The organism is Collinsella aerofaciens (assembly GCF_015670745.1).
Lineage (GTDB): Bacteria > Actinomycetota > Coriobacteriia > Coriobacteriales > Coriobacteriaceae > Collinsella > Collinsella aerofaciens_T.
In genome coordinates this window covers 34,528-49,933 of record NZ_JADPCH010000011.1, presented here as the reverse complement: position 1 = coordinate 49,933, position 15,406 = coordinate 34,528, and the positions used below count along the sequence as shown (strand labels likewise).

Annotated in this window: 12 protein-coding genes; 11 read left to right on the top strand and 1 reads right to left on the bottom strand. The window is 62.8% G+C overall.

Annotated elements, in window-relative coordinates; genetic code table 11:
• Positions 1 to 113: 113 nt before the first annotated feature.
• The 4 genes from cbiM to I4W07_RS05490 all read left to right on the top strand — a co-directional run bounded on the left by cbiM (position 114) and on the right by I4W07_RS05490 (position 3,757).
• Positions 114 to 1,199 (top strand): cobalt transporter CbiM, encoded by a 1,086-nt coding sequence (gene cbiM, locus I4W07_RS05505; RefSeq protein WP_196025871.1) that lies wholly within the window; start codon positions 114 to 116, stop codon positions 1,197 to 1,199.
• Entirely contained in the window at positions 1,177 to 2,013 is an 837-nt protein-coding gene (locus I4W07_RS05500) for an energy-coupling factor transporter transmembrane component T family protein (protein ID WP_196025870.1), read from the top strand. The genes cbiM and I4W07_RS05500 overlap by 23 nt, the downstream gene beginning before the upstream one ends.
• A gap of 44 nt (positions 2,014 to 2,057) precedes the next feature.
• Positions 2,058 to 2,828 (top strand): energy-coupling factor ABC transporter ATP-binding protein, encoded by a 771-nt coding sequence (locus I4W07_RS05495; protein ID WP_196025869.1) that lies wholly within the window; start codon positions 2,058 to 2,060, stop codon positions 2,826 to 2,828.
• 80 nt (positions 2,829 to 2,908) lie between these two features.
• On the top strand, positions 2,909 to 3,757 hold the full coding sequence (locus I4W07_RS05490) for a hypothetical protein (RefSeq protein WP_230317499.1): 849 nt from the start codon (positions 2,909 to 2,911) through the stop codon (positions 3,755 to 3,757).
• Positions 3,758 to 3,969: 212 nt separating this feature from the next.
• Here I4W07_RS05490 and pyk read toward each other — a convergent pair whose 3' ends face one another.
• The gene (gene pyk, locus I4W07_RS05485) at positions 3,970 to 5,430 is read right to left on the bottom strand and encodes a pyruvate kinase (protein ID WP_196025867.1); all 1,461 of its coding nucleotides are present in this window, start codon (positions 5,428 to 5,430) and stop codon (positions 3,970 to 3,972) included.
• Between the two features lie 442 nt (positions 5,431 to 5,872).
• On the opposite strand from pyk, the gene I4W07_RS05480 reads away from it, so the two are divergent.
• The 7 genes from I4W07_RS05480 (at position 5,873) to I4W07_RS05450 (ending at position 15,400) form a co-directional block, all read left to right on the top strand.
• A complete protein-coding gene (locus I4W07_RS05480) occupies positions 5,873 to 8,554 on the top strand; it encodes a cation-translocating P-type ATPase (protein WP_196025866.1) in 2,682 nt (893 codons plus the stop codon).
• A 469-nt stretch (positions 8,555 to 9,023) separates the two neighbouring features.
• Positions 9,024 to 9,977 carry a ribosome small subunit-dependent GTPase A gene (gene rsgA / locus I4W07_RS05475; RefSeq protein WP_195521664.1) on the top strand — a complete coding sequence of 318 codons (954 nt, stop codon included), beginning with the start codon at positions 9,024 to 9,026 and terminating at the stop codon, positions 9,975 to 9,977.
• Between the two features lie 252 nt (positions 9,978 to 10,229).
• Positions 10,230 to 10,889: a Flp pilus assembly protein CpaB gene (gene cpaB / locus I4W07_RS05470; RefSeq protein WP_271739758.1), complete on the top strand. Its 660-nt coding sequence runs from the start codon at positions 10,230 to 10,232 to the stop codon at positions 10,887 to 10,889.
• Entirely contained in the window at positions 10,889 to 12,538 is a 1,650-nt protein-coding gene (locus I4W07_RS05465) for a nucleotide-binding protein (RefSeq protein WP_196025864.1), read from the top strand. Before cpaB ends, I4W07_RS05465 begins: the two co-directional genes overlap by 1 nt.
• Positions 12,535 to 13,863 carry a CpaF family protein gene (locus I4W07_RS05460; protein WP_196025863.1) on the top strand — a complete coding sequence of 443 codons (1,329 nt, stop codon included), beginning with the start codon at positions 12,535 to 12,537 and terminating at the stop codon, positions 13,861 to 13,863. The genes I4W07_RS05465 and I4W07_RS05460 overlap by 4 nt, the downstream gene beginning before the upstream one ends.
• The gene (locus tag I4W07_RS05455; protein WP_196025862.1) at positions 13,836 to 14,762 is read left to right on the top strand and encodes a type II secretion system F family protein; all 927 of its coding nucleotides are present in this window, start codon (positions 13,836 to 13,838) and stop codon (positions 14,760 to 14,762) included. The genes I4W07_RS05460 and I4W07_RS05455 overlap by 28 nt, the downstream gene beginning before the upstream one ends.
• Positions 14,759 to 15,400, top strand: coding sequence for a type II secretion system F family protein (locus tag I4W07_RS05450; RefSeq protein WP_055309634.1), 642 nt, complete (start codon positions 14,759 to 14,761; stop codon positions 15,398 to 15,400). Before I4W07_RS05455 ends, I4W07_RS05450 begins: the two co-directional genes overlap by 4 nt.
• Positions 15,401 to 15,406: the final 6 nt, after the last annotated feature.

Below are 15,406 nucleotides of genomic sequence, written 5' to 3'. Positions count from 1 at the left end.
GCGCCGTTTTGCTATGATAGCCCGCGGAGTGTTACGAATCTGACATTACGTAACACTGGAAAGGTGATTCAAGCGGCGTTGCAATTCCGTGCGCCGATAACCGGGAGGCGTACATGCACATTCCAGATAATTATCTGTCCCCGCAGACCGATGCCGTTATGGCGGTGGCGATGGTGCCCGTTTGGATCCACTGCATCAAAAAGGTGCGCGCCACGCTCGATCGCGAGCACATGGCGTTCCTGGGCATCTGCGCCGCGTTCTCCTTCCTGCTCATGATGTTCAACGTGCCGCTGCCTGGCGGCACCACAGGCCACGCCGTTGGTGGCGCACTCATCGCGCTGCTGCTGGGCCCCGAGGCCGCGGCTATCGCGGTTTCGGTCGCGCTGGCGCTGCAAGCGCTGCTGTTTGGCGACGGCGGCATCCTGTCCTTTGGCGCTAACTGCTTTAACATGGCCTTCGTGTTGCCGTTTGCCGCAGCCATCGTGTTCCGCGCGCTTAACAGCCGTTTGCACGACAAGAGCTGGGGCACCTCGGTTTCGGCCATCGTAAGCGGCTGGGTCGGCCTGTGCCTGGCGGCCCTGTGCGCAGCAATCGAGTTTGGTATTCAGCCGATGCTTTTCACAAATGCTTCGGGCGCTCCGCTGTACTGCCCCTTCCCGCTGTCCATTGCCATTCCGGCCATGATGATCCCGCATATGTTGGTAGCCGGCGTGGTCGAGGGCGTGGCGACTGCCGCGATCTACGGCTTTATCAAGAAGACGGCGCCGAGCGTTATCGTCGGCCCCGAAGCCGCCGATGGACAGCTTGCTGCCGAGGGCGCTGCTGCAAAGAAGACCTCGCTGGTCCCCACGCTCATCTTGGTTGCCGTGCTTGTCGTGGCCACGCCGCTGGGCCTGCTGGCCACGGGTGACGCCTGGGGTGAGTGGGACGCCGAGGGCGCCGCGACCGCCGTTCAGGAGGCTGGCGACGACAGCCTGCAGGCTTCGGTCGGTCTCGACGCCCCGACCTTTGCCGACGCTCTGCCTACGGGTGATTACCTGCAGGCCTATTCCGAGGAGCAGGGTCTCGGCTTTGCCGGTCAGGCTGCCATGTATATCCTGTCCGGCGTGATTGGCGTGGCGGTGCTCACCATCGCATTCCGTCTGATCTCGCTGACGGTCAAGGAAAGCGGAGCCCATGGCGATGGTCGAGCTGCCTAGCTGGCTTGCGGCCGAGGAGCGATACGAGCCCACGGGCGCTCGTCATCGCGTGATGCAAAAGAACGTCCTGCACCTGGCGAGCCTGCTTGAGCGGGTTCGCCTGGGTGGAGGCGCGCACGAGGGCGGGTCGATGGTCGACCGCGCCCTTTCTTGCGTTTCGGCTCCGGTGCGCCTGGTGGGGATATTCGTTTGCGTCCTGTGCGTGTGCCTGACACAAAGCCCACTGTACCTCATGTTGATGGCGGCCATTGCGCTGGTGCTCGTTGCCGTGCGTCCCGTACGCGGGCTGCGCGCGACCTTTGTGCCGGCGCTTGGCGCCGCGGGGCTCGCAGTGGTTTTGGCGCTGCCTGCCCTGCTGCTGGGTGCTTCCGCTACGGGCGCCATGCTCAAGATTGCGCTCAAGACCTTCATTAATGTGTCGCTGGTGCTGGGCGTTTCGTGGACCCTCACGTGGAGCCGCATGTCGGCGGCGCTCAAGATGCTGCACCTACCCGACGAAGTTATCTTTACGTTTGATATGGCGCTCAAGCACATCGAGGTGCTGGGTCGTACGGCGCACGATCTGTGCGAATCGGTCATGCTGCGCAGCGTTGGCCGTGCGCCCGAGGGATTTTCGCGTACCGATTCGATCGCGGGTATCATGGGCATGACCTTTATCAAGGCGATGAAATGCAGTCGCGCGATGGACGAGGCTATGCTTTGCCGCGGCTTTGCCGGTGCGTATCCGGCTCCCGCGCGCGCCAGGTTTGGCTGGCGCGATGCGGCCTATGCGGCCGGCGTGGCGCTGCTGACAGTGTTGTGCGCCGTGCTGTAACGCGGGCGGTCGAACCGTCGATATGAATAGGGAAGGGCGACGTTTTGGCAAACGATACAAATGACGCGATAGGCGCGAGCGGTGCTGTTGGCGCCGAGGCAACGCCGCTCATCGAGATTCGCGACGTGGTGTTTTCCTATGCGGGCCATACGGTGGTCGACGGCGTTTCGCTGCGCGTGGACCGTGGGGAGCTCGTTGCCCTGCTAGGTCCCAACGGCTGCGGCAAGACGACGATTATGCGTCTTATTAACGGCCTTGAACTCGCGGACGCAGGGGCATTCCTGTTTGACGGGCACGTGGTCGATGCGGCGTATCTGAAGGATTCTGCTGCTGCTCAGAAGTTCCACCAGCGCGTGGGCTTCGTATTCCAAAACGCCGATGCCCAGCTGTTCTGCGCCACGGTGGGCGAGGAGGTTGCTTTTGGTCCCGCGCAGATGGGGTTGCCGGCAGACGAGCTCGAGCGCCGCGTGCGCGATGCCATGGGGCTGTTCCAGGTTGCCGACCTTGCCGACGCCTCTCCCTATCAGCTCTCGGGCGGGCAAAAGAAGCGCGTTGCGCTGGCTGCGGTGGTGTCGATGAACCCGGATATCTTGGTCCTCGACGAGCCTACCAATGGGCTCGACGAGGATTCATGCGACATCGTGGTCAACTTCTTGCTGGCCTACGTCGCGGCGGGTAAGACGGTCTTGATGAGCACGCATCACCAGGATTTGGTGCGGCGCCTGGGTGCCCGTGCAATCTATATCGATCGATATCACCATGTGGTCGAGGCACCTTCGCCGTCGTATGGAACCGAAAGCGGTGCTACGGACTAGTTGCTGCGTAGAGCGTGCGTAGCCGCCCGCGCGGCTTTGCCGTGATGGTATAGTTATCCAGGTTTTTTATGGGGGTGGCTATGCCAAGTTGGAACATTCATATCGCTCAGACGGAGCGTTTGCTGGAGCGCACCGGTGCGCTTGCCAATAGCGTGCGCGACCGCAATGCCTTTTTGTTTGGCTGCGTGGTTCCGGATATCTTCGTGGGCTATATGGTCCCTGGCATCGCCGATCCCATCCCGTACCGCATTACGCACTTTGCAAAGCCCGAGCCTATCCCTAAGCCTCGTGAGCATGAGTTCTGGGATACCTATGTGGCACCGTTGCTTAAAAGTTCGCCCACCGGTGCGCCAGCCGCGGCTACCTCGATTGTCGAGGAGCGCGAGCGACTGAATCGCGTGCACTATCCCCAGCGCTACAAGGATGCCGAGCCGGTTGCCGGTCCCGGCGCCTGTGAGTTCTCGCTTGCGTCCGAGGACGTGGCGCAGTCGTTGCTCGATTTGACACTGGGTGTCTGGTCGCATCTGGTGGCCGATACCGTATGGAATACGCGCGTGAATCAGTACCTGGAGGCGCACGGCGGCAAGCCGTGCGAGGAGTTCCGCATTAAAAAGCAAGGTGACTTTGACTGGTTTGGCAAGACGCTGGGCATTGTTTCCATCCCGCGTGCGACCGATCGCCTGTATACCGCTGCGACGCGTTTTGGGCAGTATCCCATCCATAAGGAGTATGTGCTCAAGACCATCGGCGTTATGCACGAGATCGTGCGCGAAAACCCCGGCGAGCCCGACCATCCGCCATACCGCCTGCTGACCGAGAAATTCTTCGACGCAACGTTTACCGAGGTCATCGAGCTGACCGAGGAGGGCTTTGCGGCTCGCGTTGCCGCTTCGGACGTCCCCGCAGTCCCTCTGATCGCTAGCTGCTAGCCGGCCGGCTTGGCAGTGAATAGCTCACCCCAATTGATCAACAGCTTCCGTCGCATGGCGTAAACACGGCAAACGAGCTGCACATCTCATAGCATGCCATAAGCAGTTGGTTGCGTGTCATGCCATACAGTAGACATCGGCGCACAGAAAAAGGGCCCGGAAGGCAATGCCTTCCGGGCCCTTTGCAATGCAAGTGTGCTTGCAAGTACGATTTAGCGCACCTGAGCGACGTAAGCGACGTTGGTCGAGGAGACCTTATCCTCGAGCTGGACGCTCATGCGGGGATCGCCAGCGGTAGCGACGGTCAGATCGCCGGCCTTGACGTAGCCGAGCTCCTTAGCGGTCTCGATCGCCTTGACGATCGTGCCGTTGACGGTGCCCTGGGTAATCTCGGCCTGGTGCGGGATAACGCCCCAGTACATAATCATCTGCTGGACGGCCCACTCGTGGCGGGAGAACGCGCAGATCGGCATGTTGGGACGGAAGTGCGAGATCAGGCGAGCGGTACGACCGGTGGTCGTCGGCACGGTGATGCACTTGGCGCCAACGGTGGTAGCCATGTTCACAGCGGACATACCCACAACGTTGTTGACGACGCGGGTGCCGTGAGCGTCAGCCGGAACCTCGAGCGGAGCGTGAGCCGGGAGGTACTTCTCAGTCTCGAGAGCAATGCTGGCCTGCATCTTGACGGCCTCGACCGGGTACTTACCGGCAGCGGACTCGCCAGAGAGCATAACGGCGTCGGTGCCGTCGTAGATGGCGTTAGCAACGTCGGCAACCTCGGCGCGCGTCGGGCGCGGGTTCTGCTGCATGGAGTCGAGCATCTGCGTAGCGGTGATAACGGGCTTGTAGGCCGCGTTGCACTTGGCGATGATCTCCTTCTGGATGTGCGGAACAAGCTCGGGCTTGATCTCGATGCCCAGGTCGCCACGGGCGACCATGATGCCGTCGGAAGCCTCGAGAATCTCGTCGAAGTTCTCGACGCCCAGGGCGCACTCGATCTTCGGGAAGATCGTCACGTGCTCGCCGCCGTTCTCGCGGCAAAGCTCGCGGATGCCGCGGACGGACTCGCCGTCACGGATGAAGGAAGCGGCGATGTAGTCGATGTTCTCGGTCAGGCCAAAGAGGATGTCCTGACGATCGCGCTCGGTGATGGCGGGCAGCGAGATGTTGACGTTGGGCATGTTGACGCCCTTGCGCTCGCCGATCAGGCCGTCGTTCTTAACGACGCAGGTCATGTCCTGGCCGCTGACGGACTCGACCTCGAGGGCAACCAGACCGTCATCGATCAGGATAAGGGAGCCCTTCTCGACCTCGGAGGGCAGAGCCAGGTAGTCGAGGGAGATGTGCTCAGCGGTGCCGTGGAAATCCTCGGACGTGGGCTGAGCGGTGACGACGATCTTATCGCCGGTCTTGACGGCAACCTTCTTGCCGTCGACCAGAAGGCCGGTGCGGACCTCGGGGCCCTTGGTGTCGAGCAGGATGCCGACGGGCAGACCGAGCTCCTTGGAAATACGACGGACGCGCTCGATGCGACCGTGGTGCTCGTCGTAGGATCCGTGCGAGAAGTTAAAACGGGCGACGTTCATGCCCGCCTTGATCATCTCGCGGATGGTCTCGTCGCTATCGCAGGCGGGACCCATGGTGCATACAATCTTGGTGCGCTTGTACATTCAGACCTCCATCTGACATCGTCTTGCGCTGATAGATAAACCATAAGAAATAAAACTGAGATGATTATAACGAAATGCCGACCGAATACCCCAAAAAATCGACCGTATGCCGAATTAGAAGTTCATTTTTTGCGGTAAAAACGGTATATGCAAAAACTTTACCAACCGTTCTAACCGCTGCTATCTGGGCGATATTTCAGTTTGATGATGCACCGAAGAAAAAACGTTTTATCAATGTTGAGCATCACACGGTCTGCATCGTTGCACTCGAGCCGTGTTTCCAATTGGAATGTTTTGGCTAGACGCGCCGCTTTGGGGTACCATAGCCCCACTATCAACTGCCGCTCAGCACGGCAGCCTTGATGAGCCCTTGCCCTTCTCCTGGGAATTATGATCGGGCATCAATCTGCTGAGTGGCCCGAATCCCAGGAGGGGATTCTATATGCAAAAGGAATACCTGTCCGCCGCGGCGGAGGTACTCAGCGACCAAGGTGTCGATGAGAACCTCGGCCTGAGCAGCGACGAGGCGTCGTCGCGCCTCGCCAAGACAGGCCCTAACAAGCTTGAGGAAGCCGAGAAGACGCCGTTGTGGAAGCGCTTCTTTGAGCAGATGGCCGACCCCATGGTCATCATGCTGATCGTTGCCGCCGTCATCAGTGCACTCACGGGCATGGTCAAGGGCGAGGCGGACTTTGCCGATGTCGCCATCATCATGTTCGTCGTTATCGTCAACTCGGTGCTGGGCGTGGTCCAGGAGGCTAAAAGCGAGGAAGCTCTCGAAGCATTGCAGGAGATGAGCGCCGCGCAGTCCAAGGTTCTGCGCGACGGCAAGCTCGTGCACCTGCCGAGCGCCGAGCTCGTGCCCGGTGACGTGATCATGCTCGAGGCGGGCGACTCCGTCCCGGCCGACTGCCGCGTGCTCGAGAGCGCCACGATGAAGATCGAGGAGGCCGCCCTTACCGGCGAGTCCGTGCCCGTCGAGAAGCATGCCAACGTGATTGAGCTCGCCGCCGGCACCGACGACGTGCCGCTCGGCGACCGCAAGAACATGTGCTACATGGGTTCCACCGTGGTATACGGCCGCGGCCGCGCCGTCGTGGTCGGCACCGGCATGAACACCGAGATGGGTAAGATCGCCGGCGCCCTGGCCGAGGCCAAGGAAGAGCTCACGCCGCTGCAGGTGAAGCTTGCCGAGCTCAGCCGCATCCTCACCATCATGGTTATCGTCATCTGCGTCGTTATCTTTGGCGTCGATATCATCCGCCACGGCGTGGGCAACGTTCTTACCGACCCGACCGCCCTGCTCGATACCTTTATGGTCGCCGTCTCGCTTGCCGTCGCTGCCATCCCCGAGGGCCTGGTCGCCGTCGTGACCATCGTGCTGTCGCTTGGCGTGACCAAGATGGCCAAGCGTCAGGCAATCATCCGCAAGCTCTCTGCCGTCGAGACTCTCGGCTGCACGCAGACCATCTGCTCCGACAAGACCGGTACCCTTACCCAAAACAAGATGACCGTCGTCAAGCACGAGCTCGCCGCGCCTAAGGAGAAGTTCCTGGCCGGCATGGCTCTGTGCTCCGATGCCCAGTGGGACGAGGAGCTGGGCGAGGCCGTGGGCGAGCCGACTGAGTGCGCGCTCGTCAACGACGCCGGCAAGGCGGGCCTCACTGGCCTGACTGCCGAGCACCCGCGCGTGGGCGAGGCCCCGTTCGACTCGGGCCGTAAGATGATGTCCGTGGTCGTCGAGACCCTGGACGGCGAGTATGAGCAGTACACCAAGGGCGCGCCCGACGTGGTGATCGGCCTGTGCACCCATATCTACGACGGCGACAAGGTCGTTCCGCTGACCGAGGAGCGTCGCGCCGAGCTCGTGGCCGCCAACAAGGCCATGGCCGACGAGGCCCTGCGCGTGCTGGCGCTGGCAAGCCGCACCTACACCGAGGTCCCGAGCGACTGCAGCCCCGCTGCGCTCGAGCACGACCTGGTCTTCTGCGGCCTGTCCGGCATGATTGACCCTGTCCGCCCCGAGGTCGCCGACGCCATCCGCGAGGCCCACGATGCCGGTATTCGCACCGTCATGATCACGGGCGACCACATCGACACCGCCGTGGCCATCGCCAAGCAGCTGGGCATCGTCACCGATCGCAACCATGCCATCACCGGTGCCGACCTCGATCGCATGAGCGACGAGGAACTCGACGCGCACATCGAGGACTACGGCGTGTACGCCCGCGTCCAACCCGAGCACAAGACCCGCATCGTCGAGGCATGGAAGTCACGCGACCAGATCGTGGCCATGACGGGTGACGGCGTCAACGACGCCCCGTCCATCAAACGCGCCGACATCGGCGTGGGCATGGGCATCACCGGCACCGACGTCACCAAGAACGTCGCCGACATGGTGCTCGCCGACGACAACTTCGCCACCATCATCGGTGCCTGTGAAGAGGGTCGCCGCATCTACGACAACATCCGCAAGGTCATCCAGTTCCTGCTTTCGGCCAACCTTGCCGAGGTGTTCTCGGTGTTTATCGCCACGCTCATCGGCTTTACCATCTTCCAGCCGGTGCAGCTGCTGTGGGTGAACCTGGTCACCGACTGCTTCCCCGCGCTCGCGCTGGGCATGGAGGATGCCGAGGGCGACATCATGAAGCGTAAGCCGCGCAACGCCAAGGACGGAGTCTTTGCCGGCAATATGGGTCTGGACTGCGTGGTCCAGGGCCTGATCATCACCGTGCTGGTGCTGGCGAGCTTCTTTGTGGGCGTGTACTTTGACATGGGCTACATCCACATCGCCGATATGATCGCCGGCAATGCCGACGAGGAAGGCGTGATGATGGCGTTCATCACGCTCAACATGGTCGAGATTTTCCACTGCTTCAATATGCGCAGCCGTCGTGCGTCGCTGTTCACCATGAAGAAGCAGAACAAGTGGCTGTGGGCTTCCGCCGCGCTGGCACTGGTGCTGACGGTGATCGTGACCGTGCAGCCGACGCTTGCCGAGATGTTCTTTGGCCCTGTGACGCTTGAGCTCAAGGGCGTTCTTGCCGCTTTGGGCCTGGCCTTCCTGATCATCCCGCTGATGGAGATCTACAAGGCGATCATGCGCGCGGTCGAGAAGGAGTAGGTCGAAAGGCCATCCTTCCCACCGGCCCGACCGCCTGCGGGGTTTCTTCTTCGCTGGTCCTCGCGCTTCGCGCTGCGGGATCGCTCAGAAGAAACCCCTCCCGGCGGGCGGGCCTTCGGATGACCTCTCGGGACCGTAAGCTGAGGAAAAGTTTGTGAGCTGGTCGGGCTTTGCCCGGCCAGCTCTTTTTGATTTAAAATACCTGCTCAGTTGTGATTTGTGGTGCTGGGAGGCGCTTGTGGGCAAGGCGAAGGCTAAAGCGAAGAAAAAGACGACGGGGGCGCGGGCTAAGCGTGACCGTCGTCGGAAGCTCGCGACCGAAGCGCCCGTGTCTGCCGAGGAGTTGTTGGCGAGCGTACCGGGGCTCGATGCGCTGCAGGATGTTCCGGCGTTTGATGACCTGCCGGTCGATGAAGCCCAGCAGACTGCCTTTGATGATTTCTGCGCACATGCCGAGGAGCCCGAGCAGATGCAGCTTGGCGCCGTGGTGCGCTTGGATCGCGGGTTTCCGCTGGTGGCGACTGCCAACGATACCTTCCGCGCCGAGCATGCCGTGGGGTTTGCCAAGTCGCGCGGCGAGGACGAGGTCCTGCTGCCTGCCGTGGGCGACCGTGTGGCGGTGCGCCGCGCTCCCGGGCACGATATGGGCGTGATTGAGTGCGTGCTGCCACGCCGTACGAGCTTTGAGCGTTGGCGCGGCCGTGCCCGCGGAGAGCGCCAGGTGCTCTGCTCCAACGTGGATAGCGTGCTAATCGTGCAGGCGCTCGGTGCCGGCGAGGTACTGCTCGACCGCGTGGCGCGTTCGCTGGTGTTGGCGCTCGACTGCGATGCCGAGCCGGTGGTAGTGCTCACCAAAGCTGACCGTTGCGATGCCGAGGAGCTCGAGCGCGATCTGGACCGCGTGCGCTGCCTGGTGGGTCCGGACGTGCGCGTAATCGTGACGTCCTCTGCCGAGGGCCGCGGCCTGGACGAGGTACGCGCCTGCGTGCCCGCCGGGAGCTGTGCCATGATTTTGGGCGAATCGGGTGCCGGCAAGTCGACGCTGCTCAATGCGCTGCTGGGCCACGATGCGTTGGCGACCGGCGGTGTGCGCGAACGCGACGACCAGGGCCGTCACACTACCGTCGCGCGCGTGATGGTGGCGCTACCGGGCGACGCCGGCGTGATCGCCGATGCCCCGGGCCTACGCAGCCTACCGCTCGTGGGTCACGAGCGGGGCCTGGCGCGCGCCTTCCCCGAGATTGTCGAGGCATCGCGTGCGTGCCGGTTTGGCGATTGCACGCATACCCATGAGCCGGGTTGTGCCGTTCGCGAGGCCGAGGACGCCGGGCAGATTGACAGCCTGCGTTTGGAAACGTTCCAAAACTTGGCGTCATCCATGCGCGTGAGTGCTCAAATGCTCGATCCCGATGTCCATCTGTAATTGATTTTTCCTATGACAGCCGTCTCCCAACTGTTCGGGAGACGGCTTTTTTGCTGCGGAAAAGCCTCGAAACATGCAGTTTGCTGACGTACTGACCAAAACCTTGCCACGAGCTTGACGGGCTGATCAGCTTTTGGTCAGCGATTGGTTTGACATCGAAAACCAAAATCGCAATTGCGCCGCTTTGCACTTTGACCGCCCAGACAATGGTGGTACGGGCATTCGCCCGGCACTGCCATGAGAGGAGCGGCCGTGAACAAGAGCAAACGCATCGCCATCAGTCTGGTCGCGGGCGTGCTCGCTGCTCTGCTCTGCATGGTTTACGGCTCGTCGATCCGCTCGCAAGCCGAACGGGTCCAGGCTGAGACCTTGGCCAAGTACGGTGGCGATCGCGTCGAGGTATGCGTCGCGGCGCGCGATATCGATGTGGGCGAGACCCTCGATGAGACCAATGTCATAACCCAGGAATGGCTGACGAGCCTGTTGCCGCGTGACGCGGCGACCGAGCTGCGCCAGGTGCGCGGCGACGTGACGGCTTCGCGTATTCCCAAAAACGCCGTGATCTGCAATGTCTACACCAAGGCCGAGAGTCACAAGCTCGAGGTGCCTAAGGGCAAGGTCGCCGTTTCGGTGGCGGTCGATGCCGAGCACTCGGTCGGCGGTGCTACGGGCGTGGGCAGCTACGTGGATGTGTATGTGCAAAAAGACGGCGTAACCGATCGGTTGTGCGGCGCGTACGTGATCGATACCAGTGAAGATTCCGGTGCCACGCGCGAGGGCAAGATCGAATGGGTGACGCTGGCGGCTGACCCCGAAGACGTCAAGGAACTGCTGGGGGCATCGGGCAAGGGAACGGTCAGCTTGACGATTCCCGCCACGGCGCGCGGCAAAAAGAGCGGAGGCGACGAGTGATGAAGGCGATCTGGCTTGCGTGCTGCGCGTGCGGCGATTACGGGCTGTTGCAGCGGGAAGTCGAGGGCCGTGATACGGGTGCACAGGTGCTTCGCGTGGGTGACCTGGACGGGCTGGTTTCCATGGCGCGGGCGTTTCCGTCGCGCCGCGGGGCTGCCATCATCGCGGCGTCTCTGTTTGATACCGAAGATGTGCGCAAGACTGTTGCGCGCCTGACGGCCGAAGGCCGCGTGAGTCGCGTGGTCGTGTTGATAGAAGCGCTCGATCCGTCGGATATCGAGGGGCTGTTTCGCGCGGGGGCGACCGAGGTCATCGCTGCGCACAGTATATGCGGCAACGGGCGCGCGGGCGAGGGAGCGGTTGATTCCGATCGGTGCATGACGATTGAGCCCGATGCTTTTGTTGATAGGGAACCCGGGGCGCCTCGCGCTACAAGAGGCCCGCGTGTTGATGATTATGGAAAAGCGGAAGCCGAGCATGGTCGGCGCCCCCGGAACCCCCTTGTATACGATGACGCTGGAGAGCCGGCGCAGCATGCTGGCGACTCCCCGGCTGTAGATATGGGATACGTGCACGGCGTGAATCTGGCGGATGAACTCGACGAAGTTGAGGGCTTTGCCGGGTGCGGCGAGTTGTCGCTGATGCAGCATGAGCAGATTGCACAGAACGAGCCTGCCTCGCAGACCGAACAAGCTGCCATGCCGGCTTGGACGCAGCGTGTGGTTGCGGCGGGGGAGACGGGGACGCTGTCACCGACGCCCGCCCCACCGCCTCCGATGCCGCCGGCAGACGCTGCCGCTCCGCAGCATCGAGCTCCGGTCATCTGCGCCATTTCGGGTTCGGGCGGTTGCGGCAAGTCGACGATCATTGCCACCATGGCACACACATCGTCGCTGTTGGGCTTGCGTGCCGCCGTGCTCGACCTGGACCTGATGTTTGGAAACCTTTACGACTTGTTAGGCGTCGATGCTCCGCGCGATATGGCGGCACTTATCGAGCCGTCGGCGGCGGGCGCGCTCACCGAGCCGGATATCGTAGCCACATCGATGCGCGTGGCGCCAGGCGTTACGCTCTGGGGTCCCGCCGCGGCGCCCGAGCAAGCCGAGCTCATGGCACGTCCGGTGGAGCTACTACTTGATGTTCTGCGTCGCGAATCCGACGTGGTCTTTATCGATACCTCGGTCTTTTGGGGCGACGCCGTGGCGGCTGCGGTGGCGGCGAGCGACCGTTGCCTGGTCGTTGGCGATGCGGCGGTGTCGTCCGCGACATCGGCGTCGCGCGTCATTGAACTGGCGAGTCGAGTAGGTGTGCCGCGCACGCGCATGAGCGCCGTGTTCAACCGGTTCGGTGCGCGCGGAGCAGACGAGGACGTCGCCATGCGCTTTGAGATTGCCTGTGCGTTGAGCTCCAAGATTCGTATCGCCGATGGCGGGCAGGATCTCGCCGCGCTCATGGCGTTTGGGCGCGCTGACGAGGCAGTGGGTCAGACGAGCACTTTCGCGACCAGCGTGCGCGAGGCCACGCGCGAGATGCTCGTGGAACTGGGGTGCGCCGTCGGCCCTTGGAGCGATATGGTCGCCGACCGTGCAACGCGTACCGAACGCCCGCGTATCCGCCTTCCCTGGTCGCGCGAGGATGATCAGCGATGAGCCTGCAAACGAGGATTAAGGCTGCCGGCGCTGCAGCGGCGGCAGCGCCTGTAGATGCGGGGCGTCGCCGCGCGGTGAAACGACGCACTAAGCGCGCCGTGATGGACCGCATAGGTTACGACGAAGTGGCGCGTATCAGCGCCTATGCCGACCCGGTACTTGCCCGCTCGGAATTGCGTCCCGCGGTGGAGGCGGCGCTCAATGTTGAGGAGCCGACCGATCTCGCGGCGCCCGAGCGCGAGACCATCATCGACGAGATTTTGGATGACGTGGTGGGCTTGGGGCCGTTGCAGCCGCTTATCGAGGACGACACCGTTACCGAGATCATGATCAACGGCTGCCGCTCGGCTTTCTTTGAACGCGGCGGCGTCTTGCACCCCATCGAGCGTGCGTTTGAGGATGATGAGCAGATCCGTGTGCTTATCGACCGCATCATCTCGCCACTTGGCCGCCGTATCGACGAGCGCAGCCCCATCGTCAACGCCCGCCTCAAAACGGGCTATCGCGTCAACGCGGTGATTCCGCCTGTGGCGATTGACGGACCGATTCTCACCATCCGAAAGTTCTCGGACCGTATCTGCTCGCTGGACGAGCTTGTGGGGCTGGGGTCGCTGCCGCTTTGGTATGCGCAGCTGCTGTCGTGCGCGGTGTCGCTGCGACAGGACCTGGCGGTTGCGGGAGGCACGGGATCTGGTAAGACCACCCTGCTCAACGCGTTGTCATGCGAGATTTCCACCGGCGAGCGCATCGTGACGATCGAGGACTCTGCCGAGCTCAAGTTTGCGCATCATCCGCACGTGGTGCGCCTAGAGGCGCGCGAGGCTTCAATTGAGGGCGAGGGCGCGGTGACGATCCGCGACCTGGTGACCAATGCCCTGCGCATGCGCCCCGACCGCATCGTGGTGGGCGAGGTGCGCGGTGCCGAGTGCTGCGACATGTTGCAGGCCATGAACACGGGCCACGATGGGTCGCTCACCACACTTCATGCGGGTTCAGAACAGGAGACCGTGGTGCGTCTGACGTTGCTTGCACGTTATGGCATCGATCTGCCGAGCGAGCTCATCGAGGAGCAGATTGCCATGGCGCTCGACGGCATCGTGATGTCCGAGCGCCACGCCGATGGCAGGCGTTTCGTCTCCTCGTATTCGGGGGTGCGTCGCGCCGCGTCGGGCGGCGTAGAACTCGAGCGCTATGTGACTTTCGATGCCGCCGAGCGAACCTGGACGCTTGACCGCGAGCCGCCGTTTATCGCAGAAGGCCTGCGGTCGGGGACGCTCACACAAGAGGAGGTGGACGAATGGAGGTCGCTGTGCCCCTCGTCGTAGGGGGTTTGGCAGGGTTTTCTGTTGCGACGGCGTGCGGGGCGGAACCTCGTGTGCCGCAGGTGCCGCCGGCGGAGCTGGCGCGTCAGGCGCTCGAGACGGTGGCAGAGAAGCTGCCGCGTGAGCTGGTGGAAAACGATCTGCTGAAAAAGATCGCCCGTTCGTGGGCATCGCTGGCTCCGGCGCATCGCCTTGGCCTCGTGATCGAGGATGCTTCGGGGCGTTTGGCGTTTCTGCTGCTATCGAGCGGTGTCTGCTGCGTTTTACTAACGATGGTGTCGTTATCGCCCCTCGGATTTGCCTTGGGACTTGTTGCTCCGATTGCCGTTGGCGCCGCTCGGGATGGCTTTGAGAGCCGGCGCGAGCAACACGATGCAGAAGAGGCCATGCCCGAGGCGTTTACCGCACTTTCCATGTCGCTTGCCTCGGGACATTCGCTGGCCCAGGGCATGCGCTTTGTGGGCGCTCATGCGCAAGAGCCGGTACATACCGAGTTTTTGCGGGTAGCGGCGGCGATCGATTGCGGCATCTCGGCGACCGACGCGCTCGATGGCTTGCTCGTGCGCATCGACGCCCCCGGTCTTTCGCTTGTGACCTTGGCGCTTAAGGTGTCACAGCGCACTGGCGCTCCGCTTGCCGACTTACTGTCCGAGGCGTCGAGCATGGTGGGGGAGCGCATTGAGCTCAAGCGCCGCCTGGATGTTAAGACGTCGCAGGCTCGCATGTCTGCGCATATGGTCGCGGCGATGCCGGCGGGCATGTGCGCGGTGTTGGCGCTGCTTTCGGCAGATTTTCGTCGCGGTCTTGCGACGCCTGCCGGCGCGGGCGCTGTGGTGCTGGGTCTTGCCCTCAACGCCGTTGCCCTGGTGGTTATCCGGCGCATTATGAGGGTGGAGCTATGAGCGCCCCAGTTGCAGTTGCGGCTTGCCTGTGCGCCCTGAGTGTATTTGTCGCGACGGGTTTGGATCGGGCGGATGCGCGCAAGATCGCAGGGGCCTGCAAGCGCGAGGCGGTGCTGGTCGCTGCCGCGGGTCGCTCGGTGGTCGATGCCCTGACCGCGCGAGTGAAGGGCGCGGTTGGAGCGGGCGGCCCGGCGCGAGTTTCGCTCGGCGAAGTGTCCGAGATGATCGATGTTGTGCGCTTGGGTCTTTCGGCCGGTCTTTCGTTTGATGCAGCGCTTGAGATTTTCTGCGCCAACCGCCGGTCAGTGCTGGCTCTTCGCCTTGAGCGGGCCTGCATGGCGTGGCAGGTGGGCGTGGGCACGCGTGAGGACGAGTTGTTGGTCGCCGCGCGCGACCTGGACGTGCGAGCGCTCGAGACCTTTGCCATTACGGTGGGGCAGGCACTCGCCCTGGGTGCCCCACTTGCCGAGACGCTGGCCGCTCAAAGTCGCGAGATCCGTGCGGCTCATCGCGCCGCGGTCGAGCGCGAGATCGAGCGTGCGCCCGTCAAGCTGCTGATTCCCACCGGCACGCTCATCTTGCCGGCGTTGCTTCTGTCCATATTGGGCCCGCTGCTGGGAGCAGGCGGGATGATGTAGGGAGGA

What these genes read in the sequence shown, in the direction of transcription:
- rsgA (WP_195521664.1), top strand. Translation starts at nt 9,024, where the DNA reads ATGCAGCTTGGCGCCGTGGTGCGCTTGGATCGCGGGTTTCCGCTGGTG.
- I4W07_RS05500 (WP_196025870.1), top strand. Translation starts at nt 1,177, where the DNA reads ATGGCGATGGTCGAGCTGCCTAGCTGGCTTGCGGCCGAGGAGCGATAC.
- I4W07_RS05460 (WP_196025863.1), top strand. Translation starts at nt 12,535, where the DNA reads ATGAGCCTGCAAACGAGGATTAAGGCTGCCGGCGCTGCAGCGGCGGCA.
- I4W07_RS05450 (WP_055309634.1), top strand. Translation starts at nt 14,759, where the DNA reads ATGAGCGCCCCAGTTGCAGTTGCGGCTTGCCTGTGCGCCCTGAGTGTA.
- I4W07_RS05480 (WP_196025866.1), top strand. Translation starts at nt 5,873, where the DNA reads ATGCAAAAGGAATACCTGTCCGCCGCGGCGGAGGTACTCAGCGACCAA.
- cbiM (WP_196025871.1), top strand. Translation starts at nt 114, where the DNA reads ATGCACATTCCAGATAATTATCTGTCCCCGCAGACCGATGCCGTTATG.
- I4W07_RS05490 (WP_230317499.1), top strand. Translation starts at nt 2,909, where the DNA reads ATGCCAAGTTGGAACATTCATATCGCTCAGACGGAGCGTTTGCTGGAG.
- I4W07_RS05455 (WP_196025862.1), top strand. Translation starts at nt 13,836, where the DNA reads ATGGAGGTCGCTGTGCCCCTCGTCGTAGGGGGTTTGGCAGGGTTTTCT.
- I4W07_RS05465 (WP_196025864.1), top strand. Translation starts at nt 10,889, where the DNA reads ATGAAGGCGATCTGGCTTGCGTGCTGCGCGTGCGGCGATTACGGGCTG.
- pyk (WP_196025867.1), bottom strand. Translation starts at nt 5,430, where the DNA reads ATGTACAAGCGCACCAAGATTGTATGCACCATGGGTCCCGCCTGCGAT.